General features: G+C 28.5%; 21 protein-coding genes. 17 read left to right on the forward strand and 4 right to left on the reverse strand.

All coding sequences use genetic code 11. The features are described from left to right. Window positions 1-30: 30 nt before the first annotated feature. The 10 genes from ACNI28_RS11845 (at window position 31) to ACNI28_RS11890 (ending at window position 11,950) form a co-directional block, all read left to right on the forward strand. Window positions 31-798, forward strand: coding sequence for a TSUP family transporter (locus ACNI28_RS11845; RefSeq protein ID WP_419764452.1), 768 nt, complete (start codon window positions 31-33; stop codon window positions 796-798). Window positions 799-954: 156 nt separating this feature from the next. After that, window positions 955-1,563 (forward strand): arylesterase, encoded by a 609-nt coding sequence (locus ACNI28_RS11850; protein ID WP_419764453.1) that lies wholly within the window; start codon window positions 955-957, stop codon window positions 1,561-1,563. Continuing rightward, on the forward strand, window positions 1,563-2,219 hold the full coding sequence (locus tag ACNI28_RS11855; protein ID WP_419764454.1) for an ABC transporter ATP-binding protein: 657 nt from the start codon (window positions 1,563-1,565) through the stop codon (window positions 2,217-2,219). The genes ACNI28_RS11850 and ACNI28_RS11855 overlap by 1 nt, the downstream gene beginning before the upstream one ends. Then, window positions 2,219-4,723 carry an ABC transporter permease gene (locus tag ACNI28_RS11860; protein ID WP_419764455.1) on the forward strand — a complete coding sequence of 835 codons (2,505 nt, stop codon included), beginning with the start codon at window positions 2,219-2,221 and terminating at the stop codon, window positions 4,721-4,723. Before ACNI28_RS11855 ends, ACNI28_RS11860 begins: the two co-directional genes overlap by 1 nt. 194 nt (window positions 4,724-4,917) lie before the next feature. After that, window positions 4,918-5,349, forward strand: coding sequence for an Lcl C-terminal domain-containing protein (locus ACNI28_RS11865; RefSeq protein WP_419764456.1), 432 nt, complete (start codon window positions 4,918-4,920; stop codon window positions 5,347-5,349). Window positions 5,350-5,599: 250 nt separating this feature from the next. Continuing rightward, entirely contained in the window at window positions 5,600-6,685 is a 1,086-nt protein-coding gene (locus ACNI28_RS11870; RefSeq protein WP_419764457.1) for a DNA alkylation repair protein, read from the forward strand. Further along, window positions 6,669-7,136: a Cys-tRNA(Pro) deacylase gene (ybaK, locus tag ACNI28_RS11875; RefSeq protein ID WP_419764458.1), complete on the forward strand. Its 468-nt coding sequence runs from the start codon at window positions 6,669-6,671 to the stop codon at window positions 7,134-7,136. The genes ACNI28_RS11870 and ybaK overlap by 17 nt, the downstream gene beginning before the upstream one ends. 61 nt (window positions 7,137-7,197) lie before the next feature. After that, entirely contained in the window at window positions 7,198-10,392 is a 3,195-nt protein-coding gene (locus tag ACNI28_RS11880) for an NAD-glutamate dehydrogenase domain-containing protein (protein ID WP_419764459.1), read from the forward strand. A gap of 67 nt (window positions 10,393-10,459) precedes the next feature. Further along, a complete protein-coding gene (locus tag ACNI28_RS11885) occupies window positions 10,460-10,675 on the forward strand; it encodes a hypothetical protein (RefSeq protein ID WP_419764460.1) in 216 nt (71 codons plus the stop codon). Beyond that, on the forward strand, window positions 10,676-11,950 hold the full coding sequence (locus ACNI28_RS11890) for a SagB family peptide dehydrogenase (protein ID WP_419764462.1): 1,275 nt from the start codon (window positions 10,676-10,678) through the stop codon (window positions 11,948-11,950). Between the two features lie 16 nt (window positions 11,951-11,966). Here the strand turns inward: ACNI28_RS11890 and ACNI28_RS11895 are convergent, their stop codons facing one another. Next, the gene (locus ACNI28_RS11895; RefSeq protein WP_419764463.1) at window positions 11,967-12,422 is read right to left on the reverse strand and encodes a globin domain-containing protein; all 456 of its coding nucleotides are present in this window, start codon (window positions 12,420-12,422) and stop codon (window positions 11,967-11,969) included. Window positions 12,423-12,512: 90 nt separating this feature from the next. Here ACNI28_RS11895 and ACNI28_RS11900 point away from each other — a divergent pair, with 90 nt between their 5' ends. After that, the gene (locus tag ACNI28_RS11900) at window positions 12,513-13,031 is read left to right on the forward strand and encodes a hypothetical protein (protein ID WP_419764464.1); all 519 of its coding nucleotides are present in this window, start codon (window positions 12,513-12,515) and stop codon (window positions 13,029-13,031) included. A gap of 104 nt (window positions 13,032-13,135) precedes the next feature. Further along, on the forward strand, window positions 13,136-15,124 hold the full coding sequence (locus ACNI28_RS11905) for an EAL domain-containing protein (protein ID WP_419764466.1): 1,989 nt from the start codon (window positions 13,136-13,138) through the stop codon (window positions 15,122-15,124). Here the strand turns inward: ACNI28_RS11905 and ACNI28_RS11910 are convergent. Both ACNI28_RS11910 and ciaB read right to left on the reverse strand, forming a co-directional pair. Beyond that, entirely contained in the window at window positions 15,121-16,533 is a 1,413-nt protein-coding gene (locus ACNI28_RS11910) for an SDR family oxidoreductase (RefSeq protein WP_419764467.1), read from the reverse strand. The two genes, ACNI28_RS11905 and ACNI28_RS11910, sit on opposite strands and share 4 nt — an antisense overlap. Before the next feature lie 75 nt (window positions 16,534-16,608). Continuing rightward, the gene (gene ciaB / locus ACNI28_RS11915) at window positions 16,609-18,486 is read right to left on the reverse strand and encodes an invasion protein CiaB (protein WP_419764468.1); all 1,878 of its coding nucleotides are present in this window, start codon (window positions 18,484-18,486) and stop codon (window positions 16,609-16,611) included. A 122-nt stretch (window positions 18,487-18,608) separates the two neighbouring features. Between ciaB and ACNI28_RS11920 the strand changes: the two genes are divergently transcribed. Both ACNI28_RS11920 and htpG read left to right on the forward strand, forming a co-directional pair. Next, window positions 18,609-20,105, forward strand: a complete 1,497-nt coding sequence (locus ACNI28_RS11920) for a sensor domain-containing diguanylate cyclase (RefSeq protein WP_419764469.1) — start codon at window positions 18,609-18,611, stop codon at window positions 20,103-20,105. Between the two features lie 116 nt (window positions 20,106-20,221). Then, window positions 20,222-22,135: a molecular chaperone HtpG gene (htpG, locus tag ACNI28_RS11925; RefSeq protein ID WP_419764470.1), complete on the forward strand. Its 1,914-nt coding sequence runs from the start codon at window positions 20,222-20,224 to the stop codon at window positions 22,133-22,135. A gap of 125 nt (window positions 22,136-22,260) precedes the next feature. Here htpG and ACNI28_RS11930 read toward each other — a convergent pair whose 3' ends face one another. Continuing rightward, window positions 22,261-24,747, reverse strand: a complete 2,487-nt coding sequence (locus tag ACNI28_RS11930; RefSeq protein ID WP_419764471.1) for an HD domain-containing protein — start codon at window positions 24,745-24,747, stop codon at window positions 22,261-22,263. Window positions 24,748-24,883: 136 nt separating this feature from the next. On the opposite strand from ACNI28_RS11930, the gene ACNI28_RS11935 reads away from it, so the two are divergent. The 3 genes from ACNI28_RS11935 to ACNI28_RS11945 all read left to right on the forward strand — a co-directional run bounded on the left by ACNI28_RS11935 (window position 24,884) and on the right by ACNI28_RS11945 (window position 26,365). Beyond that, entirely contained in the window at window positions 24,884-25,180 is a 297-nt protein-coding gene (locus ACNI28_RS11935) for a nucleotidyltransferase family protein (protein WP_419764472.1), read from the forward strand. Then, window positions 25,173-25,511 (forward strand): HepT-like ribonuclease domain-containing protein, encoded by a 339-nt coding sequence (locus tag ACNI28_RS11940; protein ID WP_419764473.1) that lies wholly within the window; start codon window positions 25,173-25,175, stop codon window positions 25,509-25,511. Before ACNI28_RS11935 ends, ACNI28_RS11940 begins: the two co-directional genes overlap by 8 nt. Window positions 25,512-25,621: 110 nt before the next feature. Continuing rightward, window positions 25,622-26,365 (forward strand): TSUP family transporter, encoded by a 744-nt coding sequence (locus ACNI28_RS11945; protein WP_419764474.1) that lies wholly within the window; start codon window positions 25,622-25,624, stop codon window positions 26,363-26,365. Window position 26,366 lies beyond the last annotated feature (1 nt).

Genomic DNA, 26,366 nt, shown 5'->3' on the forward strand with positions numbered 1-26,366 from the left:
CATAGATAAGATATATTTTTAGGATTCCATATGGAACTTTTTGCTGATATTACTCTTTACTGGGTAATAGGATTTGTCATTGCTGGTTTTTTGGCTGGATATATTGATTCAATTGCTGGTGGCGGTGGTATGGTTCAAGTTCCTGTATTACTTTTAAGTGGAATGTCTCCTCTTAATGTTTTAGCTTCAAATAAAATAGCTAGTTTAGTTGGTGTTTTAATGGCTACAATTAAATATGCACTTAGTAAAAAAATATCATGGAAAGTTGTAAGTATAGCTATTGTCCCTTGTTTAGTGGCTTCATATATTGGAAGTAGATTAGTGATGTTTATTTCAGATGATGTAATAAAATGGGCTATTATCCTAGCTATTCCTATTGCTATGTTTTTCTTATTTAAAAAAAGTAAAAAAATTATAGAAGAAAAAACAGAAGTAAACAGTAAAAATATTATTCTATCAACTGCCCCTATAGGGTTTTATGATGGACTTTTAGGACCTGGGACAGGAACATATATGACTATTTCTATGAAAAAGTTTTTACACCTAGACTATCTAATCTCAACAGCTTCCACAAAGCCTTTAAATTTTGCTACAAATGTAGGTTCAGCTATAGCTTTTATATTTGCTGGAAAAGTTTTATGGGGAATTGCTATTGTTCTAGGCTTTGCTAATATTGCAGGCTCTTATGTTGGAAGTCATTATGCAATAAAAGGTGGAGAAGAGTTTATAAAAAAAGTGCTTGTATTTGTACTTGTTTTTATGCTTGTTGCTAATATAATAAAAATCTTGTTTACTTAATCCAAAATATCCAAAAGAACAATATTTACAAAGCTAAAAGTAAATCTTAGATTTAAAAAATAGAAAAATATCATTAATACTTTTTAAACTTTTGTTAACTTTTTATCAATATACTTATTTTATAAACAAATATTTTAATATTCAACAAGGTTTTTTATGAAAAAAATACTATTCATACTTTTTATATTTACACTCTGTATTGCAAATGCCAATTCTAATACAAAAAGCATTCTTTTTTTAGGTGATTCCTTAACTGAAGGATTGGGCGTAAGTAAAGAAGATGCCTATCCCAACTTGGTTAAAGAATTAATTCAAAGTAAACTAAATAAGAACGTTGATGTTATTAATGGAGGGGTCAGTGGTTCTACTACCAGTGATGGCTTAGCAAGACTTCAATGGTATTTAAAGAAAAAGCCCGATTTGGTTTTTATTGCACTTGGTGCCAATGATGGATTAAGAGGTTTAGATTTGCAACAAACTCAAAAAAATCTTGAAGAGATAATCACACATGCCCAAGAATCCAATGCCAAGGTTTTACTTGCAGGTATGCTTATACCACCCAATTATGGGCCCCAATATTCAGCTCATTTTAAAAAAATGTATGAAGATATAAAAGCCAAGTATGAGTTAAAGAGTATGCCTTTTTTACTACAAGGTGTGGCGGGAGAACAAGAGTTAAATCAAAGAGATGGTATTCACCCCAATGAAAAAGGGCATGAATATATTGCAAAAGAAGTTTTTATGTTTTTAAAGGATGAACTGTAATGTTAAAATTAAAATCACTCAAAAAGTCATATCAGCAAGGCTTGGAAAATATCTCGATATTTGAGCATCTAGACTTTCATGTTGATGTGGGGCAAAGAGTTGCAATCATGGGAAAATCTGGGAGTGGTAAATCTACACTACTTTCACTGATTTCTGGAATTATTAAGCCGGACTCGGGTGATATTATTTTAAACTCTGTTTGCTATAAGGAGTTAAAAGAGAGTGAATTAAATGATTTTAGAGCGACTAATATAGGTTTTATATTTCAAAACTTCCACTTAGTCTCTTATTTAAATGCCCTTGAAAATGTGATGCTACCTGCCAAAGTTTGTGGTATTGAAAAGCCCAAAGAGAAGGCCATAGAACTTTTAGAAAGTGTGGGGCTTTCTCACCGTCTTGATCACTTACCTTCACAACTTAGTGGTGGAGAAAAACAGCGAGTGGCAATAGCAAGAGCACTCATACATAATCCAAAAATCATATTAGCTGATGAACCAAGTGGAAACTTAGATGATGAGACGGGCAATACAGTTATGAATATACTTTTTGAGCTTATTAAAAAAAACAATACTACACTAATCCTTGTGACACATTCAAAAGATGTTGCTGCACGGTGTGAAAAAACTTATGAGCTTGCACATGGGAACTTGACCTAATGTTGGTGCTTGAACTTGTTTACAAAGCACTGGCTCGTTCTAAGTCTTTTAGCTTTGTATTTATTTTAAACTTTAGTTTGGCTATTGCGGCACTGTCATATTTACAATTTTTCAAAGGAAGTATTGATAGCTCCTTAGAGACACAAGCAAAAAATCTATTGGGAGCTGACCTTGTGGTCTCTTCAAGGTTTCCTATAAGTTCTTCACAAGAAGAGCAAATAAAAAAGAGACTTCCTGCGATTAAAGGTTTTAGCCAAGGGGTTTCAACCGTGAGTATGATTGCTTCCAAAAAAAGAGCTCGACTCATGGAAGTGGTGAAAATAAATGAGGGCTACCCTTATTATGGTGGTTTGGTATTTAAAGATAAAGCAAGCTATCCCAATGGACAAGCTCTACCAAAACCAAATGAAGTGTGGGTCTACCAAGAAGTGTTGGATTTTCTGAGTTTAAAAAAAGGTGAAAAATTAAAAATAGGTCAAGCTACTTTTGTCATAAAAAAAGTCATAGAAACAGACAGTTTAAAAAGTGTTAGTTTTAGTGGCTTTATGCCAAAAATCTACATTAGTGAAGAGGGTTTGAAAAAGACTGAGCTTTTACAGTTTGGCTCAACCGCCAGATATAAGCTAAACTATCTTTTCAAAGAGAAGCTTAGCAATGAGAGACTTGAAGAGATTGAAAATAAATTAGAAGAGAGTATTGATCAAAATTTGAGGGTTCTCTCACCTAATGATGGCAAAGACAGGTTACTTCGTGTCTTAAACTTTGTGACCAATTTCTTATCTTTGGTTTCTTTAGTATCATTTTTTTTAGGTTTGGTGGGACTTATTTATCTCTATTCAGGGTATCTTAGAAAACATCAAAGGGATATTACTGTGTTAAGTGACCTTGGCTTGAGCAAGATAGATTTGACTTTGATATACCTTTTACACTTGTTTGTACTTATATCCATCTCAAGTATTGTTGTTTTTTCACTTATAATCGTATCTGGACAGTTTATTGGGCCTATGATTGCCAAACTTGTGGACTTTGATTTTGATTTTTCATTGGATTATACTTTCTTTTTAAAATCAGCACTGGCACTTTTTGGGCTGAGTATCACTATTGGTCTGCCTTTGATTTTACCACTGCTTCAGCAAAAAAAGAGACACTTTGCTAAAGTGGTCTTGGGTTTTATCCCTTTTCTTGGCTTGTTGTTACTCTTGTCTCACTTTGTAAGCCCTGCAAAAAATGTTGGCTTTTTCTTTGCAGCTTCGGTGTTGCTTATTATTATTTTAATGTTTGCAGTGGGTGCGCAAGTCTTGAAATGGCTTGATTTTTCAGGACATTTAGAAAACCTATCCTTATCTTTGGCATTTAAAAATATCAGTCGACAAAAGAAGACCTCTTTGACACTCTTTTGCGCTATTTTATTATGTACCACTTTTTTTAGTTTGATTCCACAAGTGGGGTCATCGCTCTCTTCTGCTTTAACTTTAAGTGTTGAAGAGAAACCACGTTTTTTTGTCATCGATGCAAAAGAGGAGCAAATAAAAGATATTGAAGCACAAGTTAATAGTATGGGCGCACGCTTAGAAAATGTATCTGCTATGATTCGAGGGCGTATTATTAAAGTCAATGATATTGATTTTAGTGAATACTCTGCAAACTATGGCGATAAAAAACTCAAAGAGGAGAAAAGCGAGCTTAAAAACAGAGCGGTTAATCTCTCTTATAGAAACAATCTAAAAAAGAGTGAAGAGCTTATAGCTGGGCGAGAGTTTTCAGGGGTATATGATTCAGATGATTTTTCAAAACCCATTGAAGTGAGTGTTGAAAAAAGATATGCCAATAGAAGAGGGATAAACTTAGGCGACCGTCTTGTTTTTGATGTTTTAGGTTTAGAATTAGAAGGAAAAGTGGTCAATATACGAAGTGTAAAGTGGACTGAATTTGTACCAAATTTTTTCTTTATTTTACAAGAGGGTGCTATAAACGATGCTCCAAAAACTATGTTAGCTACTATCTCTTCAGGAACTTATGATGCCCAAGAGATGCTCATAAGCTTATCAGAAGAGTTTCCTTCTTTGACAGTGATTGATGTTAAAAGTATATTTGAAACTTTTGCAAACTTAGTAAAAAGTGTCACGAATATAACCGATAAAATGAGCCTTTACTCCATCATTATTGGTCTTCTTATGAGTTTTATTATTATTCAATACCAAATGAACCTACAAAAAAACAATATTTTAAGACTAAAAATGATTGGGGTCAATAACAAAACCATCAGAAACTCCTTTTTACTTGAGTTTGGACTAATCTCTTTATTGGCTAGTTCTTTAGGCATTATACTAGGTAGTGCGGGCTCTTATTTTATAAGCAAGATTCTTTTTGAGTCCTATTGGGATTTTAGACCTGATGTTCTTTTGCTCTACTTTTTCTTTATACCAGTTTTAACTCTTATCATTGTGTGGTTCTTTACTTCAAAAATGATTAATCAAAAAGAGAATGTTCTTTTTGGGGAGTAGTTTTGTTGTTGGGAAGTTGGAGTTTGATGAAGGCAAAGTTCCCCTCCAGTTTCATCAAAATTCCATCTTTGTTCTCAACCTTTGCAATAGATATTATTAAGTTTTTATTTTAATAAAATTTGTTGAGGATAATCAATTTTATTTTGAAATTGATAAGTTATAATAAATTAAAATTTTTATTATAAGGGAAGATTATGAAAGTTCTATTTACGCTTATTTGTTTTGGTTTAATAATGTATTTAAATGCAGAAATTATTAAGCAGTCAGAATTTACAGTTAAAGATACAAGAACAAATATATTATGGCAAGATACAAAAGAAGTAAATAGTATTAAAAGAGATTTTAATGAAGCGAAAACTTATTGTGAAGCTTTAAAATTAGATGGATACAATGATTGGAAGATGCCAAGTTTTATGGAACTTTTTTCAATAGTAAATACAAAATCTTACAATCCAACTTTATCAAAAGAGTTTAAATATTTTAAGTCTGAAAATTATTGGACAAGTAAAAAATTTAGTCATGGTGCTAGTGGAGAAGCATTTGTAGTGAACTTTTTATCAGGAGCATTTAATAGAGAATCAATGGATAATAAGTTTTATGTAAGATGTTTTAGAAACGAAAAATAATAAGAAAGAACATAAAATGCTTTGAATATGATGTCAATAATATTAGCCTATATTTTAAAATAGTCCAATTTGATATTGTTTTTAAATCATAAGTAGGTCTAGATTCAACAAAAGTCGAATTTTTAAAACTTCAACTCATCAAATATTTCTTTTCTAATCCAAATATTTATTCAAATATAACAATTTGAAATATAAATCATCTTTTTTAATAATTTATTATAAAATAGAATAAAAACTTTGGAAGTGATTAATGGCAGAACCGTTAAAAAATGTATATACAAAAGAGTATATAAAAAACTTAAGCTTAAAGATAAAAGAAAACTATCAAGTCTTTGATACAAGCAGTTTTGCAGACTCTATATTCAATCTTACTTGGCAAACTCTAGAATTAAAACAACGTATGCGACATATTGCTATAGAGTTAAATAAATATATACCTTTAGCCTATAAAGAGCAACTTGAAATATTAAAACCCACCTCAAAAGAGTTTGGTAGTTTTGAAGCGATGTTTTTTCAAGACTTTGTGGAAGTATATGGGCTAGATGATTTTGAAAACTCTATGAATGCTTTGGAGGTATTTACTATTGATTCTAGTTCTGAGTTTGCAATAAGGCAGTTTATTTTAAAGTATGAAGATAAAACAATGGAGCAGATGAAGATATGGGCTAAAAGTTTAAATGAACATATACGAAGACTCTCTTGTGAAGGGTGTCGTCCTAGACTTCCTTGGGCTGTTGCACTTCCTATATTTAAACAAAACCCAACAAAAGTATTTGAAATCATTGAACTTCTTAAAAATGATAAAAGCAAATATGTACAAAAATCTGTGGCAAATAACTTAAATGATATTGCTAAAGACAATCCAGAACTTGTTATAAAGTTTGTTAAAAACAATCTTGGGGTTTCAAAAGAGCTTGATTGGATATGTAAACATGGCTCCCGTACTTTACTTAAAAAAGGTGATAAAGATATATTAGAACTCTTTTCTTTTGGAAAATCACATCATGTGGATATATTGAATTTTACTTGTGATGATATTGTGAAAGTTGATGATTATTTAAACTTTACTTTTGAGTTAGGTTCAGATGAAGTTTTAGGAAATATTAGAGTTGAGTATGCCATGTATTATTTAAAAGCAAATAATACTCACAATAAAAAAGTTTTTATGATAAGTCAAAATGAGGTAAAATCAAAACAGAAAAAGTTTACAAAAAAACAGAGTTTTAAAAATATGACCACTAGAAAACACTATCTTGGAAAACATTATATTTCTATAATCATAAATGGAAAACAGATGATAAAAAAGGAGTTTATTTTAAATGACGCCAGCAATTAGATTACTTAAAAAGAATAAATGTGATTTTAAAATCCATAAATATGACCATGACCCAGCTTGTATAAACTTTGGTGAAGAAGCTGCTGATAAATTAAATCTGGATAAGAATAGGGTATTTAAAACACTTTTAGTAGAACTTACTCCAAAAGAGTTGGTTGTTTGCGTGATACCTGTTTCAAAACAGTTGGGTTTAAAGGAGGTCGCAAATGCTTTTAAGGTAAAAAAAGCACAAATGGCCAACAAAGATGAAGCTCAAAAAGTTACTGGATATTTGCTTGGTGGAATATCTCCTTTAGGACAGAAAAAAAGATTAAAAACTATTGTTGATAAATTGGCATTTAACTATGATACAATATATGTAAGCGGCGGAAAAAGAGGTTTAGATATAGAGTTAAATCCACAAGATTTGAAATTAATTTTAGATGCAGAAAAATTTCAGATTAGTGTTTGAGTTTAACTTCTTCTTAATCTTTTAGAAGTAGTATTATATAAAGAAAAAAAAAAGGATTTCAATGGCTTCTTCAGATATGAATGCAGTATGTTCACAGTTACTAAGACCCCAAGACCTAGAGGTTTCAGATGAATTGTTTAAGCAAGTTCAAAAAGAAAAGGTTGTTACAACGATTCTAAATGAAAACGATACAATCAATATAAAAATATTTTCAACGTATCAACTTTATTTATCTTTAGTTACTCCCATATTACATGATATTGGATTTTTGATTATTGATGAAGTTACATATAATATACAAAATGGAAAAGACCAAATATTTGTTTCAAGGTTTAATTTAAAACTTACAAAAGATGATGATTTAGAAAAGATTTTTAATGCAAAAAATAATTTAGAAAAAGTAATAACAAAAGTTATTGGTAATCAAGATACAAAACATTCAAAAGTCTTTTCACTAGTTTATACACAAGATTTTGATGAAAGAAAAATAAAACTTGTAAGGGGTATAGTTGAGTATATTGACCAAGCAGTGCTTACAATAAATTCAGCAACTATTTTAAATACATATATAGCCCATAATGACATTACTAAACTTTTTGTTGATTATTTTTATGCTAAGTTTGATCCTAAAATTACAAAAAGAGATAGTAAGTTAAAAGATCTAAAAATAAAAATTGAAGAAAAAATCAAACATATCCCTCAAATAACAGATGATAGAATTTTAAAAATTACTTTATCATTTTTGGATTCTTTATTAAGAACAAGTTATTTCTTAAACAAAGAGACAATTGGATTTAAAATAGATGCCTTGAAGTTTGGTGTAAATCTAAAAGGATTACAACCAAATTTAGAAAACTTTATTTTTCATGAAGCATTTTATGGTATTCATTTAAGAATGAGTAATGTTTCAAGAGGTGGGTTAAGATGGAGTGATAGACATGATGATTACCGACAAGAAGTAAAATCACTTATGATTACACAAGAGGGTAAAAATTCTATCATTATACCTGATGGTGCAAAAGGTGGATTTGTAATAAACAAAGAAACTATTGATGTGACAAAAGAGTATTTTAAAGAGATATATACACTGTTTATCAATGCAAATCTTGATTTAGTAGATAATATGGTTGATGGGAAGGTTGTCAAAGATGAAAATCTTGTTTGTTATGATGGAGATGATGCATATTTTGTAGTTGCTGCTGACAAGGGAACTGCTGCTATGAGTGATGTGGCAAATGATATTGCGATAAGTAGAGGTTTTTGGCTTGGAGATGCATTTGCTAGTGGTGGAAGCAATGGATATGGACATAAAGAATTAGGAATTACTGCACGTGGTTCTTTAGTCTCTTCTCAAAGATTTTTTATCGAAGAGGGAATAAATATTTACAAAGACAGTATATCAGTTGTAGGTATTGGCTCTATGAGTGGTGATGTTTTTGGAAATGGATTGATAGAGTCAGATAAGTTTAAACTTTTAGGTGCCATTGCACATAAAGAGATTTTTATTGACCCCACGCCAGACTTAGCAAAAAGTTATGCAGAAAGAAAAAGACTGTTTGAATCTAAAAATGGAAGTTGGAAAAACTACAATAAAAAATTAATTTCTGCAGGTGGTGGAGTATTTTTAAGAAGTGAAAAAGAAATAGAACTTAGTCATGAAATAAAAACTCTTTTAGGAACTACAAAAAAAGTAGTTAGTGGAGAAGAGCTTTGTGTTATGCTTCTTAGTATGCCCGTAGATTTATTGTTTAATGGTGGAGTTGGAACCTATGTAAAAGCAAGTGATGAAAACTCATTAGATATAGGTGATAAACAAAATGAAGCAGTAAGAGTTGATGCAAATAATTTAAAAGCAAAAATTGTTTGTGAAGGTGGAAACTTAGGTTTTACACAAAAAGCAAGAATTGAATATGCCTTAAATGGGGGAAGAATCAATATCGATGGAATCGATAATGCAGCTGGCGTTGATACATCAGATCATGAAGTAAATTTAAAGATTTTATTAAATATGATTGGAGCTAAAGAGAATATTTGCAAAGAAGATACACAAGCTACACTTGACTCTATGACAGACCAAGTTGTAAATTTAGTTTTAGAAAGTAACTATAATCAAACTTTAGCAATCTCTTTAGATGAAAGATTTTCAAGACGTTATCTAAATGATTTTTTAAAGGTTATTGATATCTTAGATAACTGTATACCTGCTTTTAATAGAGCGGCTTTTTATATACCAAAAAATGAGAATATAAATGACATAATTGATATGAATGGTTCAATAGTAAGACCAGTATTATGTTCACTCTTATCATATTCAAAAATCTTTTTAAAGAAAGTTTTATTGGAGTCACATTTAATTGAAGAACAATTTGCTCTACAATTTTTATATAGATATTTCCCAAAATCATTTGCAGGAGCATATGAGCATGAGATACTAAATCATCCTCTAAGAAAAGAAATCATTGCAACAATGATGGCTGATATTATTGTAAATACTCAAGGGTGTACATTTATAAGTGATTATGAAAAACTTGGAGAAGAAAGATTTATATTAAAAATCAAATCATATTTAGTAGCAAAACAGTTATTTGGTGCTAAAGAGATGAGAGAAAAAATCTATAAACAAGATTATATTATGGATGTTGATAAACAGTATAAACTTATCAACAAACTAGAGTATATTTTATATGCAAGTACTAGATGGATGGTAAAATATCTTAAAAAGAACCAATTAGATGCAACTCACATTTTAGACCATAAAGATGAGTTGTTTGAACTACTAAAAAAAGTGCATAACCAAGAAATAGAAAACTTAATAGATAAAGATGATGAATTCAATTTATTCTTTAGCGTGATTGATTATTTAAGATTTGCAGTTCCTGCAATTGTAATAAAAGAGAATACTAGTCATCCTTTTAAAGATGTAGTTATACTATTTTACTCACTAATTCATGAGTTTAATATCTTAGATATTATTTTTGCACTTAATAAAATAGAAATAACATCTAAAAATGATATGGTTTTAAGAGGTCAAGTTTTACAGTTCATCGAGTTTATCGTAGTTCATTACACTAAAAAAGTATTAAATTTCCAAAGAGTAAATGAAGCCCCAGATATTGCATTTACAAACTTTGTTAATAATGAAAGTGATTCCTTTTATAAAGTAAGAGAACACCTTGACACATTTATGACTAGAGAAAACAAAGATATAAAAGAAATAGCAGTAACAGTTAATCAAATGATGGTCTCTTTATTATAGTCTAAAATTACAATAAATGGTTAATAATTATTTTGTATAATAAAAGAAAACTTAAAAAGGATTTATTATGAAAAGTAATATAAATGATGAACCAAGTTTAGATAAAATAGATGATTTTAAAGGAAAAGAGTCAAAAGATAAAAGAAACACAGTAAGACTTGTAGTTATAGGTCTTCTTGTATTTGGGGCTATTTATTCATATTTTAAATATGATAATAATCAAGTATCTGATTATGTAGGTACTCCTGAAAAACCAGGACTTAATACAAGTAAAGGTAAATAATTGTTTCAAGACTTTTTTGAATATCATCAGCAAACTAAACACTCATACTATTCTGTTAGAAGTAACCCTAACAGAATAGATTGGAACAACCCTCCTTCAAGATTTAAGCCTTATTATGAAAAGAAAAAAGTTCTTTTAGACTTAGAAAAAGAGAACCACAGATTTATTTACCAAAGTGCAGGAATAACTGCTAAAAAAACTTATCCTGGAGTTGAATATTATCTAAGAGTAAATCCTAGTGCAGGGGCACTCTATCCCAATGAAATATATTTTCAAAGCAGAAATAACCAAGACATTGATGATGGGATTTATCATTATGACAGTGGCACAAACTCTATAGAATTATTAGCAAATATTGAAGAAGATGGATTAGAACCATATCTAGGATATGAAAAAAAACAAAATGGATTTATCTTTTTAGTTTCATCTGTTTATTATCGCTCTTCTTGGAAGTATAAAAATAGAGGATATAGGTATTGTCTGCTTGATGCTGGACATATTTTAGGAGCATTGGAAGCTTCTGCATACACTTTTTCAAAGTCTTATGAGATAAGATATGACTTTGATAAAGAGTCTTTAAACAGTATGTTTGGCTTTGATAGGGATGAATTTTTTACTTCTGCATTTGTGGTGAGCTTTTCAACTAATAAAGATGTTGAAAAAATAGATTTTAAATTAGACTACGTATCTCCTACTGGAGATTTTTTAGAAAATGAGTTAATTGAAAAAGGCTACAAAGATAGTCTACTTATTACAAATAAACAAGCCCAAAGTACTCCTGCAAGTTTCAATTATAACAAAGAAGTTTTTCAAGAAACGATTTTAAATAGAAGATCAATTAGAGACTTTACTCAAGGATCTATGAGTAAAATAGAGTTTGAAATGATAATGAAAAATATCAAAGACAATATCATAAGTGATTGTGAAGAAGATGTTGAAATATATTATGTGATAAATAGGGTTAAAGATATGATTTTAGGTCTTTATCTTGATGAAAAGATTATAAAAGAGGGTGATTTAAAACAAAAAGCTGGATACTTATGTTTGGAGCAAGATTTAGGAAAAAGTTCTGCTGTAACATTTTTTTTAACAACAAAGTCAAAAAACTATCAAGCTGCCTATCAAAAAGCAGGAATCATAGGACACAGACTCTATTTGGCCTCAAACTATTTAGGATATGGTTGTAGCGGAATAGGGGCTTATTATGATGATGAAGTGTGTGAGTTCATAGGAGAAAATACAATGGTATTATATGCTTTAGCTATTGGAAAATAGCTAAAGCATACAAGGCTTAGGTTTTAAATACTCCTTGGGGATTATCACTAGAGTTTACCATCCAAATAGAAAAAATATCAATATAGTTCCAAAACGATTTTTTCAGTTCTTCATCTAAATTTGTTTCTTCTATTGCTTTTGCAAAATTTTTAAGCCAAATAATTCTAGCCTTTGAATCAATTCTAAATGGTGAGTGTCTAGCTACCATTCTAGGAGCTCCTCTTGATTTATCAAAATATCTAGGTCCTCCACAAATTTGTATAAAAAAATCAGCTGCATGTTTTTTTGCAGCATCTAAACCTTCTTTTGTAGGAGGGAATAAGCCTTTTATCTCTGTTTGTACTAAGAACTCATAGTGTTTAGCAATCATATCTCTCATGCCATCTTCTCCTAAGGTCTCTAAAATCTTAGGATTTGGCAAATCTACATTTGGTCTTTGTCCAAACTGTGCTTCTGTTATACTGTAATTCATTATCTACCTTTTTTATAAAAACTTATCTTACAAAATAAATCTTAAATAAAAATCTGTGATATAATTTAATAAATATTTTAAGGAGTTTACATGAAAATAGTTTCTTATTTTGCAAGTGCTGTTGTTGCTTCACTTATGTTTAGTACATCTTTGGTGGCAGCTGATATTGATGTATCTTTTGTAGATGAAAAATGGAATGGCAAGGTTGTTCCTATTGATGAAGTTTGCTCTGATTATAATATAGAAGCTGGTAGCACTCCCAGTTTATATATTGAAAATCTACCTGATGGTGCAAATAAAGTCATTTTGAAATTTAATGATAAAACATTTGTTAAGATGGATAATGGAGGACATGGTATTTTATCTCATAAAATAGAAGATGAAACAAATAACATAGAAATCCCACCACAAATAGGTGAAACTTTTGATTTAGATGAAGGTTTTGAAGTAGTGAACTCTCATACTGGAACTAGATTTAATAAAAAAGAAGGGGCATATTTAGCACCATGTTCTGGAGGTAAGGGAAATACCTATACAGTAGATATCTCAATTGTGGATTCAAATAATAATGTTTTAGCAACTAAAGAGTTAGTCTTAGGAAAGTACTAGGATAGCAATAATTTAAGAGAATTTATGTCAAAATAAAAAATAATATAAGTTTTTTTGAAATTAAATAGTAATAAATTACAAGATAATTATAAAGTGGGGTTATAGTGTTTTCTAAAATAGTTGAAACTTCGTATCAAATAGAAAAGATAAAAGTTTTATATATTGATAGTGATGATGATTATATTGAATCTGCATTAGAAATACTAAAAAACTATTTTGAAAACATAGTAGTATCAACTAGTAGTGATGATGCTACTTTAAACCTTGAAAAAAATCATTTCGATTTTATACTTGTAGATATCAAAATATCTAATTATGCTGGAATAGAACTTGTTAAAAAAATAAAAGAAAGATATGAAGATGTTTTAATAGTATTTTTTTCAGAGTTTGATAGTCATGATTATTTACTTGAAAGTATGAAATTGGAAGTAGATGGGTATATCTTTAAACCAATAGACTTAGTACAGTTTAACACTGTAATAGAAAAAATCACAGATAAATTAAGTTGTAAATTTCAGTTATTAAATAATGTTAATTATTTAAACCAATATGTTGATATTGTTGATAACAGTACTATCATATCAAAGACTGACATTGATGGAAATATTACTTATGTAAATGATAAGTTTTGTAATATCACTGGATATAACAGAGCAGAACTAATTGGTAAGAGCCACAACATTTTAAAATACAAAGATAATCCAGATGAATTTTATAAAGATATGTGGCGCACAATAAAAGTAGAGAAAAAAGAGTGGCACGGTATAATAAAAAATGTCTCAAAAACAGGCAAAATTTATTATATGAAGGCTACTATAAAACCTCTTTTAGATACAGATGGCAATATAGTTGAATTTATTGCTTTTAGAGATAGTTTAAATCTTATTTTAGATGATAAAAAACACCTACTTAATAAAATAGAATTAAATAAATTATCACTTCTTATTTTAGTACAAATTCAAGAGTTTGATATGTTAGAAAAGTTTTATAATATAGTAAAAGTTGATCAAGTTGAAAAAACTTTTGCCTCAAATTTAGTATCTTATTTGCCTGCCTCATTTATTTTTGAAGATGTATATACCTTGGGTGATGGAAGATATGCTCTTTTAACTGATTATAGAAATTTTGAGAAATTAGAAATTAATTTACATGACTATCTTGAAGACTTTGTAAAAAATGTAACAGATTCTATTTTAGAAATAGATGGTATAGAGTATGATTTAAATATTATTCTTAGCTATTCATGTGGAAAATATAGTCTTTATGAGGATGCAAAAGCTGGACTAGAAGTTGCAATAGCTAAGAATAAGGTAATAAACTATTCAAATGATTCATCTATAAAAATAAATCAAGAAGCTAAAAAGAACTTTGAAATTATTAAGATGGTTAAAATAGCTCTTGATAACTATAAAATAGTCTCTTACTTTCAACCAATTATTAATAATAGAACAAAAGAGATAGAAAAATATGAGTCTTTGGTTAGATTGATTAATGAAAATGGAGATGTTATATCTCCTTTTGATTTTTTAAATGTTTCTAAAAAAGGTAATTATTATAATAAAATTACTAGTAGAGTTTTAGAAAATTCATTTAAAATGTTAGATTTTGTAAACACAAAACTATCTATAAACTTATCTGCCTTAGACATAGAGAAAGAGCAAACAAGAGAAGAGATATTTACTTTACTTGATAAATATAAAGAACAAAATAACAGAATAGTTTTTGAGTTACTTGAAGATGAAAATGTAAAAGATTTTAGAAGTATTAAGTATTTTATCAAAAAGGTAAAAAGAAAAGGTGTTATGATTGCAATCGATGATTTTGGTGCAGGATACTCCAACTTCGAGAGATTGCTGGACTTTGAACCTGATATTTTAAAAATAGATGGCTCTTTAGTGAAAAATATTGAAAAAGATGACTATAGTAAGAATATTATTGAAACAATCGTTTCCTTTGCCAAAAAACAAAATATTCTAACTATTGCAGAATATGTTGAAAATGAAACTATCTTTAATTTACTAAATGAAATGGGTGTTGATTACTCCCAAGGTTACTATTTTGGGAAACCAGAAGCCTTAGAAAAAAAGCATTAAGCTTTTTTAATAATACTTTTAATCATATTATTAAAAACAAAATAGTGAACTGGTACTAACATATACCAATAAACTCTTCCCCAAAGACCTTTTGGATAGAAATAAGCTGATTGTATAAGTTTATTACCATCTATTTTAAACTCAAGCCAAGCAGTCCCTGGCAGCTTCATTTGAGCATATAATAAAAGTCTTTTATTCTCTTGTACATCAATTACTTTCCAAAAATCCAAACTATCCCCAACTCTTAGATTAAATTGGTCACGTCTTCCTCTTTTTAGTCCTACTCCTCCAATTATTTTATCAATAACACCTCGTATTCTCCATAAAAAATCATAATCAAACCAACCCAAATCACCACCAATACAGATAAAAGATTTGTATATTTTTTCTTGGGAATACTCTGATATGTCTTCAACTCTTCTATCTACAAATACAGCATCTGCTAGCTCTTTTGTGTGGTTTTTATCCCAAGCTTTACCATATCGATCACTCCATCTACTTAAAACTTGATTCTCTTGTATCTCTCTTATTGCCTTTTTTACAGAGTCTATATATGATATTGGCTTTATATTTGGGAAATATCTTTTTGCATTTTCATTTTGTATTACAACTTCAGATTTTAGTCCTTCAATTAAAGCTTTAGCAACTCCATAAGGCACAGGAGTAAATAGATTTAACCAATAAGAAGATAAGGTAATAGATAAAAATGGCAGAGGAATAATATATCTTTTTAGTCCTAAAGCAAGAGCAGTTTTTTCCATCATTTGTTTATATGTTAATTGTTCTGAGCCAATATCCACAGTGATATTTTCTTTTTCTTCTAGATATATTGATGAATAAAGATAAGAAAGTACATCATCAACAGCAATTGGCTGAGCTTTAGTATTTACCCACTTGGGTGTTGTCATGATAGGAAGTTTTTCTGTTAGATTTCTTATTATTTCAAAGCTAGTGCTTCCTGAGCCAATAATCACGCCAGCTCTTATCCAGATAGTTTGTATTTTATCACTTGAACTTAGAATCTCACCTGTTTCAAGACGACTTAGAAGATGCTCACTTGTATGCTCATTTTTAACTCCAAGACCACCTAAGTATATCACTCTTTTTACTCCACAAGATATGGCACTATCTAAGAAGTTTTGTGCAGAAATTTTATCTAGGTCCTTATAGTCTTTTCTATTTAAAGAGTGGATTAAGTAAAATGCAGTATCAACGTCTTTTAAAGCCTTCTTTAAACTCTCTACATGAAAAGTATCACCTTCATGAACATCAACTTTTTCAATTATTTTAGATGAGATAGATTTTTTATCTCTAACTAATAATCTTAAGTCAATATTTTCATCTTGAAAAAGTCTATGTTTTAATCTTCTTCCAATGTATCCTGTAGACCCTGTAAGTAATACTTTCATGATATATCCTTTTATAAAAGTAGTATATCTAGTAAAATTGTCTTTTTGTAGCCTAAATAAGAGAGTTGAACTCTCTTATTTTATGTAGTTGCTTTTTTTATCGCTTGTATCTAACTCTTGACCAATATCTTTATATCTTGCAAAGTAATACTTTACAAACTCATTTATATTTTTATCTATTGGCATAAAATATTTTCCATCTTTTTTGGCAAACTTATTTAAAAATTGCGTTGCATCTTTTTTATCTAAATAGTGTTTTGCTAAATCACTATATGTCTTAATATACCATGATTTAAGCGTCTCATATTTTTCATCACTTAAGTCAATTGTTAATCTTTTATCTTCAAAGCTTAGAACCTGTGATTCAAATAGACCATTTAGATGAATCAAGCCTTCACAATAGTAAGGTTGTACTTCGTCAACTTCCATCCAAGCCATAAGTCCAACTGCTCTTTTAACACTATCAATTAAAACTTGTTTTTGTAGATGTTTTTCATCGCTGCTTTCATCTAAGAAAAAGGATACAAGTCCACCAGTTGTTGCTTTAAACTCTTCTATATTTTTAAAGTTTCCAGTTTTATTCATCACTGTTTCTGTTTCATCATCACACCATAAAATATGTCCATACTCATGTCCAATAGTAGTGATATCATAAACTTGATGCCATGATGATGTTTCTTTGAATAAAAACTTTCTATCTTCACTTAAAAATTCATTTCCAAAGACTTCAGCACTAAGACGCAAAAATGGCTTAGCACGACTAGTTTGTAAAATCTCATCTGCAAAGGCAAATATCTTTTTCCCTTCTTCACGTGATACTATCTCATCATTTGGTACAACTTGTGCTGAAAATAGTCCATTTAGTTCAGCCCCAAAAAATATAGCAGGTCTACCAATATATAGTTGAACTTTGTCCAGTGATTTTAGCGAGAAATCATAGATGTCTTTATATGTAGAGTTTTCTTCAAAACTACTAAATATATTTGCAAAAGCTGATTTGATTTTATTTACTCTGTGGTCATTTTGTGCAAATTCTGGATTTGTAAATCTTATATCCCACTCTAAGGCTACTGCTTTTCTAAAGTGGTCTTCATAGTATTCTAGTGGATGTCCTATTTGAATAGGTGATTTTATTTTCATCCAAGCTCTATCTACATTTGCCCATTTGTCAACTAGCGAGTTCTTTTCATCTTCTGCAAAAGCTAAGATAAGTGATTGGATATATAAAATATAGTCCCATTTGTGACCAAAAATATCATCTTCATGTTCTAAAAGACTATCTTCAAACTCTTCAAGGGCATTTATTACTTCTGTTGTTTGTGTTTTAAAAGCTTTTATGTAAGCTTGACTTTCATACCCATCACCTTTTTTAACTAAAGCAGAGTATGACCTATCAGCACTTATTGAATTATGTCCTAAGTCAAACAAAGAGTTTGTCTCAAGGTAATCAAAAACTTTTGATTCATCACCATCAAATTTTTCTAATAGTTCTTTATTGATACCATTTATAATATGTGCTGTCCATGAGCTTTGCCATGATGACATTTTGATTCCCACATTATATACACCTTCAAAAATAGCTTGATAAAAAGGTGTCAAAAGATTGTTCTCTTTTATAAAATCAAGAGTCTTTTTATGTCTTTTATGCCAATACTCTTTTACAAAAAGGTATGCCTTTTCTTGTAACTCTATGACTTCTTTTTCATTAAGTTCTAGTTTTTTTAATACTTGAACAAGAGAATCATCTCTTAGATTTACTATTCTTGTAACTAGTGCAAATCTTAGGTCATCGCTCATCTGTAAATCTAAACTTTTTGCAAAATCATCTATTAGCGTTAGTTTATCGTATTGTTTATCTTCTAAGGCAGATACTAATTTGTTTATTTCATCTTTTTGAGTATTAAGGTATTCATATATTTTTTTTGAATCTTCTAGAAATTGTTTTTTATTCATATTATTTATCCTTTTAAAATAAAAGTTTATCATTTTATAGCTATTTTTTTAATAATCAAATTTTTTTTTGCTATAATACTAACTTAAAAAAAAAAATTAATTAAATTTCATGGGTTACTTATTTGCAAAAACATATCATCTTAAGCTTTAGTATTACTATTATTTTATTAATTCTTCTAACAGTTGTATCAATCTACAAGATGTTAGAACTTTCAGATTTATCTGAAAAACTTTTTAATCATCCCTTTACAGTTACAAATGCTACAAAAAATATCCAATCAAATATTTTATCAATTCAAAATGATATGAAAGATATCATTCACTCTAACACATCTAAGGAATTAAATAATTTAATAAAACAAATAGATGATAAAGAGTTAGTTGTTTATGAGGATTTTAAAAAGATTTTTGACAGATATTTAGGGGATAAAAATGATATACAAAAAAGTTACAATGCCTTTAAAAGTTGGAAACCAATAAGAGCTGAAATAATAACACAAGCTAGAAAAAAAGAGTTTAAAGATATTATTAAGATAAACGAGAATGTTAGTGAAGAGCATATAAAGTATTTAAATAAACAAGTTGAAATATTGATTGATTATGCACATAATAAAGCAATATTTTTTCATGCAAATACACTAGAAAGTAAAAAAGAAGCAATTGTTTTTATCGTAAGTACAATTACAATAATTTTATTTATAATAGTTTCAATGTTTGGATTCTTAATTCGTAATTTAAATAAAAAAGATACTCAGACAAAAAAATATTTACATTTGATTGACCAAAATATTATTAGTGCAACATTAGACGTTGATTTTAACTTTGTTGATGTAAGTAATGCATTCTTGAGAATATTTGGCTATTCAAAAGAAGAATTTTTTGAAATCTCAAAAAACATATATAAAGATAATGATAACTTTGAAAAAAAGAAAGTTTTAGTTACTTTAAAAAGTGGAGAAAACTGGGAAGGTGAAATAAAAACTCTAACAAATTATAAAAAGACAAAATGGTTTACATCAAAAATAGTACCGATATTTGACAATAACTATAAGGTAACTGGGTTTAACAATATACTTGTAGATATTTCAAGTGAAAAAAGAATAGAAGAGATTTCTCGACATGATGCCCTAACAGATATCTATAACAGAAGATATTTTGATGAAGTTTTCCCAAAACTGATAAATATTTCAACTAGAAATAATATTTTATTGTCATTTGTAATGATAGATGTTGATAAGTTTAAAGATTTCAATGATAGCTATGGACATCAAGAAGGTGATAAAACTCTAATTAAAGTTGCAAAAGTTTTATCTAATAGTATGAAAAGAGCTTCTGATTACGCTTTTAGATTAGGTGGAGAAGAGTTTGGATTGTTGTTTAATATTAAAAAAGAAGAAGATGCCTTAAAAATAGTAGAAAGTATAAAACAAAAAGTTGAAAATTTAAAAATTGAACATAATAAAAATACAGCTTCCAAATATGTAACTATCTCTTTAGGTATAAAAGTTATAAAGCCTGATAGTAAATCAACAGTAAAAGATGTATATGCACTCACGGATAAAGCGCTCTATGAAGCTAAAGAAACTGGTAGAAACAAAATCATAAAAGTGGATAATTAAAGACAAATTTAGCACTTATGACTTAAAAGTGCTAAAAATTACTAAAACTTTAGCTTCCTTTTATAAAGTTTTGATAAAATTTCTCTTACAAAAACTAAAAATTATAGGAGAAATTCATGGCAAAACATCAATTTCAAACAGAAGTTGGACAATTATTACATTTAATGACACACTCTTTATATTCAAATAAAGAGATTTTTATTAGAGAACTTGTATCAAATGCAAGTGATGCAATTGATAAATTAAACTATTTAAAACTAACAGACGAATCAATCAAATCAGCACTTCCTGAAGATTGGGCTGGTGAGATTAATGTTTCTTTTGATGAAGCAGATAAATCATTAACTATTTCAGATAATGGTGTAGGTATGAATAATGAAGACTTAATTGCTTCAATTGGTACTATCGCAAAATCAGGAACAAAATCATTTGTTGAGGCAATGACTGGTGATGCTAAAAAAGATTCAAACCTTATTGGACAATTTGGTGTTGGTTTTTATTCTGTATTTATGGTAGCTTCACATGTTGATGTTATCTCTAGAAAAGCAGGTGAAGAGACTGCATATAAATGGTCAAGTGATGGTACAGGTGAGTTTGACTTAGCACCTTGTACAAAAGAATCAACTGGAACTGTTATTTATATTAAATTAAAAGATGAAGAAGCAGAAGAGTTCGCAAGTAAACCAAGAATAGAAAATATTGTAAAAAAATATTCTGACCATATTGCTTATCCAATTTTCTTAAACTATTCAGAAGAAGTGAGTGAAGAGTTAAGTGAAGAAGATGAAAAAGCTGGAAAAGAAGCTAAAAAAACAACTGAAAAAAGACACGAAAAAATAAATGCAGCAACAGCTCTTTGGATGCAACCAAAAGCTAAAATCAAAAAAGAAGAGTACAATGATTTTTATAAATCAATCTCTCATGACTCAACAGATCCAATGCTTACAATGCACACAAGAGTTGAGGGTGTAAATGAATACACAACACTATTTTATATCCCTGCAATCGCTCCTATGGATATGTATAGAGCTGATTATCAACCAGGTGTTAAACTTTATGTTAAAAGAGTATTTATCACAGATGATGAAAAAGAGTTATTACCAACTTACTTAAGATTTGTAAGAGGTATTATTGATAGTGAAGATTTACCATTAAACGTTTCAAGAGAAATCTTACAAGAAAATAGAGTAATGGCAAACATCAAACAAGGTTCAGTGAAAAAAATCTTAAATGAAATCAAAAAATTATCTAAAGATGAAGAAAAATACGCTGAATTTGTAGCTCAATATAATAGAGCTTTAAAAGAGGGTGCTTACCAAGACTTCACAAATAAAGAAGCTATTTTAGACTTATTAAGATATAAATCAACAAAAACAGAAGACGGTAAAATGACTTCATTAGAAGCCTATAAAGAAAGAGCTAATAGTGAACAAAAAGCTATTTATTATATCATTGGTGAAAATGAAAATGTAATGAAAAACTCGCCACTATTAGAAGCTTATAAGAAAAATGATATTGAAGTATTACTTTGTGATGATAAAGAGATTGATGAAATCATCACTCCAGGATTACAAGCTTATAAAGAGTGGGAATTTAAAGATATTACTTCTTGTGAAGCTCCAAAAGTAGAGCAAAGTGAAGAAGAGAAAAAAGAAGTTGAAGAGAAATTTGAATCAATCACTAAAAAAATCAAAGACAATTTAGGTGAAGCTGTTAAAGATGTAAAAGTAACTAACAGATTAAGTGAATCACCATCTTGTGTTACAAAAGATACAGGTGATGCACAAATGGCTCAAATGATGCAAATGATGAAAGCAATGGGACAAGCGATGCCAGAAGGTGCTCCAATCCTAGAAATCAACCCAGAGCACGATATAGTTAAAAAACTAAACGGTTGTCCAGATGATGCACTTATTGCAGATGTATCATGGGTACTATTAGACCAAGCGAAATTATCTGAAGGTATGGAAATTACTGATGCAGTGGCGTTTGCGCAAAGACTTAATAGAATCACAGCAAAAGCACTTTAATAAAAGAACTATTTGCACGCATCTTCTGCGTTGCAAATAGTTTTTCTTTCAGTCACTTACTTTCATCATGTAAGCTTCTTCAATAAAAACTATCCGCGCCTTGAATCTACATACAACTAGTTCTTTTATTTCAATAAAATACTATCTTTTGAATAAAAAATAGAGTTAAATTCTTTTAATAATTTTTTATTTTCTTTTGTTAGTTTAAAATTATTTAATGCAAATTCATGTATGATTTTTCTTATACTATAACTAAATAGTTCAAATGAATCATTTGTTAATTTTGTTCTTGAAATATTTGAAATTAAATTGTTGTCTTTTATATTAATAAACATGTCAATAATTCTAATAAAATTTGCACGATTATTTAAATTAATTTCTCCCTTGATTTTTATATTTTTTATATAAAAGTTATAATTACTAAAATAATATTTACTTTTACTAAAAGGTAGTAGTTTATTATTTAAGCATATTGTATATATATTATCCCTAATGAATACTGGTGTTGAACCATTCGTGTTTAAATTTAAGGCGTCTATCACATCTTTTAAAAAATAATCAGTGTCCTTCCCTTCTTCATCTGTAATCCAAAAAATAATATCATTTCCATCTCCCCCTCTATGTATTCCTGAGTCACGTTGACATGATTTATCTATAAATAGATATATATATTCATATATATCTCCATTATCATCTAAAGTTTCTATTGCTTCAGAAATGGAAAATTGATTTGACTCTAATAGGACACTAAAATCATTTTCTACAGAATATGTCAAGATAGGTATTTTAAAATATTCTAGATTTAAATTATATATAATATTATTAAAATTTAATTTATTCAAACTATTAATTTTAATGAAATCTTTCCCATCAAAATACAAAATATATGAAATATTGTCTAAAATAGAACTAATCTCTTTAAAATAGTTATTTTCACTAATTTTAATATAACCTGATAAGTTTTTTGTATATTCACTTATATCAATTATATACTCTGCTTTTAAAGGTTTGTTCTTTGAAATTAAGTCTATTTCCTGATTATTAATTAATAAAGTAATATTGTCAAAAAGTATATTATTATTTATAAATGTTGATATGGTAAAAATCATCTCTGAACTATCTGTTTTTAATGCATTACAAAATGAATTTAAATCTAAGATTATTTCTGTTCCAGACATATAATTACTATCTTCTTCCTCTTTAAAAGCTATGTATTGACTATCTTTTTCTAAATCAATCACATATGTTTTATTACTGTTAAAATATTTTGTTATAACTTGAACTTCATTAGATAACATAAAACAAGACAGAAAGCCTATACCAAAATTTCCTATTGGATTATAATTGTGATTATAGTTCATAAAGTCTTTTGATTTATAATAAGACTTACCTACATTTAAAAAATAGTTTTTAATAATATGTTCATTCATTCCCATGCCATTATCTTTGATGATAAGTTTATTATTTTCTTCATCAATATCAATATTAATGGTTGGTTCATAGCTATCTTTTAGTGGATGATTTTCCATCTCTAATTTATCTTTTTTAACCATAATTGCATCAATTGAATTTTGAAGTAATTCTCTCAAACCTAAATCTTTACTTCCGTAAATAGCTTCACCCATAAGTAAATTAGTTATGGCATGATAATCCATATTTAGCTTTAAGTCTGGTATTGTGTAACCTTTTGGTTCAATGTTATTTTTTACTTCAGTATTTATATTTATTTGATATTCATCTTTCATATCTGATGTCATATTTACTAAAATACTTAATTCATTTTCTATCCATTTGATATAGTTTAAAAGTTTTCTATGAACTTTTATGTTTTCACATGTTCCTTCGAGCCTTATCTCTTTTAGCTTATTTCTTTTATGTATTTTTTTACTATTTTCTATTACAAAGTTTTTTTGCCACTCTTCATTACTATAATCATTTAAATCAATTGAATTATAAAGTTCAATAGGTGTTCTTGTATCATCTATATCTAAAATATCAGCAACTCTTAATAATATGGCTATAAATCTTGGATTATAAGTATAGTTACCTTTTGATTTTTCTGTTGGGATTTTTTCTAAGTAGCTTTTATCTTCTGTATGAGCTTGGCAAATCATTCCTAAGTGTTCATCGAAATATATATTTCGATTTAACAATTTAAAATGTTCTTTGTATTTGGTTCTTATTAAGTCATTTGCAATTTTACCGTGAGCATTTCTTACTACTTCTTGTATAGCTAATTCTTCATTATCAAATAAATTTTCTTTAATTAATGTAAAGTCTTGATTATAGAGATATGTGGAATTATTATTTTTAATTTTTTTAATTTCTTCATCATCTACTGCCATACCTATGTCATGAAATATTGCTGCATAAATCATAAGGGCATATTCTAAGGCAGAAAAGTCATCATTATCTTTTATTAAGTCATACATTGTATTTATAATGCTAATTGAATGTCTAATATCATGGTTTGTGTAATTAGGAAAATTAATTGTTGTTTTTTTATTGATAAGTTCAATAATAGAGTTAGAGTTTTTTAATACATCATTTGCAAAAGATTCATCAAGTTTTTTTAATTTCTTATATATTTTAGTACTTTGAATAGTTGACATTGATTTACCTAATAGTAGAATATATAAATTATAGCAATTTTGTTGTAATAAATAGATTTATTATTAATTAGTATAATTAGTTTTTTATTTAGAGATTTAAGATATGCTATAATACAATATCAAACAAGGACTAAAAGTGACAAAAGAATATATTATTAAATATCTTAGCGAACATAAAGATGAATTTTCTAAAAAATTTGGTATCACAAAACTTGGGCTTTTTGGGTCTTACGTTAGAAGTGAAGCTAAAGAGAATAGTGATATAGATATTCTTGTGGAGCTTGAAAATGGTCTTGTTAATATTCATGATAAAAAATCTGATTTTAAAGAGACTTTAGAAAAATATTTCAATCTCAAAGTTGATATTGCTAGAGAAAAATACTTAAAACCTCTTGCTAAAAAAGAGATATTGAGTGAAGTAGAATATGTCTAAATTACGACTATCTCTATTATCTATTCTTGAAGCAATTGAAAAAATTGATAGATATACTCGTGAGTATAAATCTGCTGATGAATTTTACCATCAAGAAAGAGATTTTGATGCTACTATGATGCAGTTTGTAATTATTGGGGAAATGATTTCAAAACTTGATGATACTTTTAAAGATAAATATTCAGATATTCCATGGCAAAAAATCAAAGATTTTAGAAATATAGTAGCTCATAATTATTTTGGTATAGATGCAGATGAAATTTGGGAAATAATTACTACTAAGATAAAACCACTAAAAAATGATATTGAATCTATCCTCACAAAAATATAATTTAACTCATTCCATATACTCTTAAAACAAAACTTATCTTTTTTAGCTATAATTATTAGTAATGCCTTTAGGTATTACTAATAATTATATGTAATATTAAAGGTAATCATATGGACTTTGATTTTATTCTTGCTTTTGCTTTGATTGTTTGTATCTCTTCTGTTGTTCATGGTGGTATTGGTTTTGGCTTTGGCATGATTGCTACTCCTTTGGTTGCTATGTTTACTGATATACAGACTACTATCATGTATATGCTTATTCCTACTATGCTTGTAAATATTGTTAGTATTATGAGTGAGGGTAAGTTTTTTGAGGCTTTGAGGAAGTTTTGGTTTATCATAACTCTTATGGTAATAGGTAGTTGTATAGGGACTGTTTTACTTATATTTGCCAACTCTGATTATTTTAAACTTCTTTTGGCTTTGATTATTTTTGTTTATCTGTTTCAATCTTTAGTGAAAATAGAAGCAACTTTTATTTCAAGATATCCCAAGTCTTCAACTTATGGCTTAGGTATTTTTGGTGGGATTTTATCTGGGCTTACAAATATAGTAGCCCCTTTGATGATAATGTATAGCTTGGAGATGAAATACACAAAAAAAGACACTATTCAACTATCAAACTTATGTTTTCTTTTTACAAAAATAGGGCAGATGGGTGTATTTTTGTATTTTGGGGCATTTACAAAAGAGTCATTTGGTATATCGATGATAAGCTTAATTGCTGTATCTATTGGACTGTTTTTTGGAATAAAACTCAAAAAAAGAATAGATGCAAAATTTTATTCAAAGATATTAAAAGTACTACTGTTTATCATAGCTTCTATTTTAGTTGTTCAAACTTTAAATTTTTAAA

This window comes from Arcobacter denitrificans (SeqCode), from assembly GCF_048571185.1.
Taxonomy (GTDB): Bacteria; Campylobacterota; Campylobacteria; order Campylobacterales; family Arcobacteraceae; genus Arcobacter; species Arcobacter denitrificans.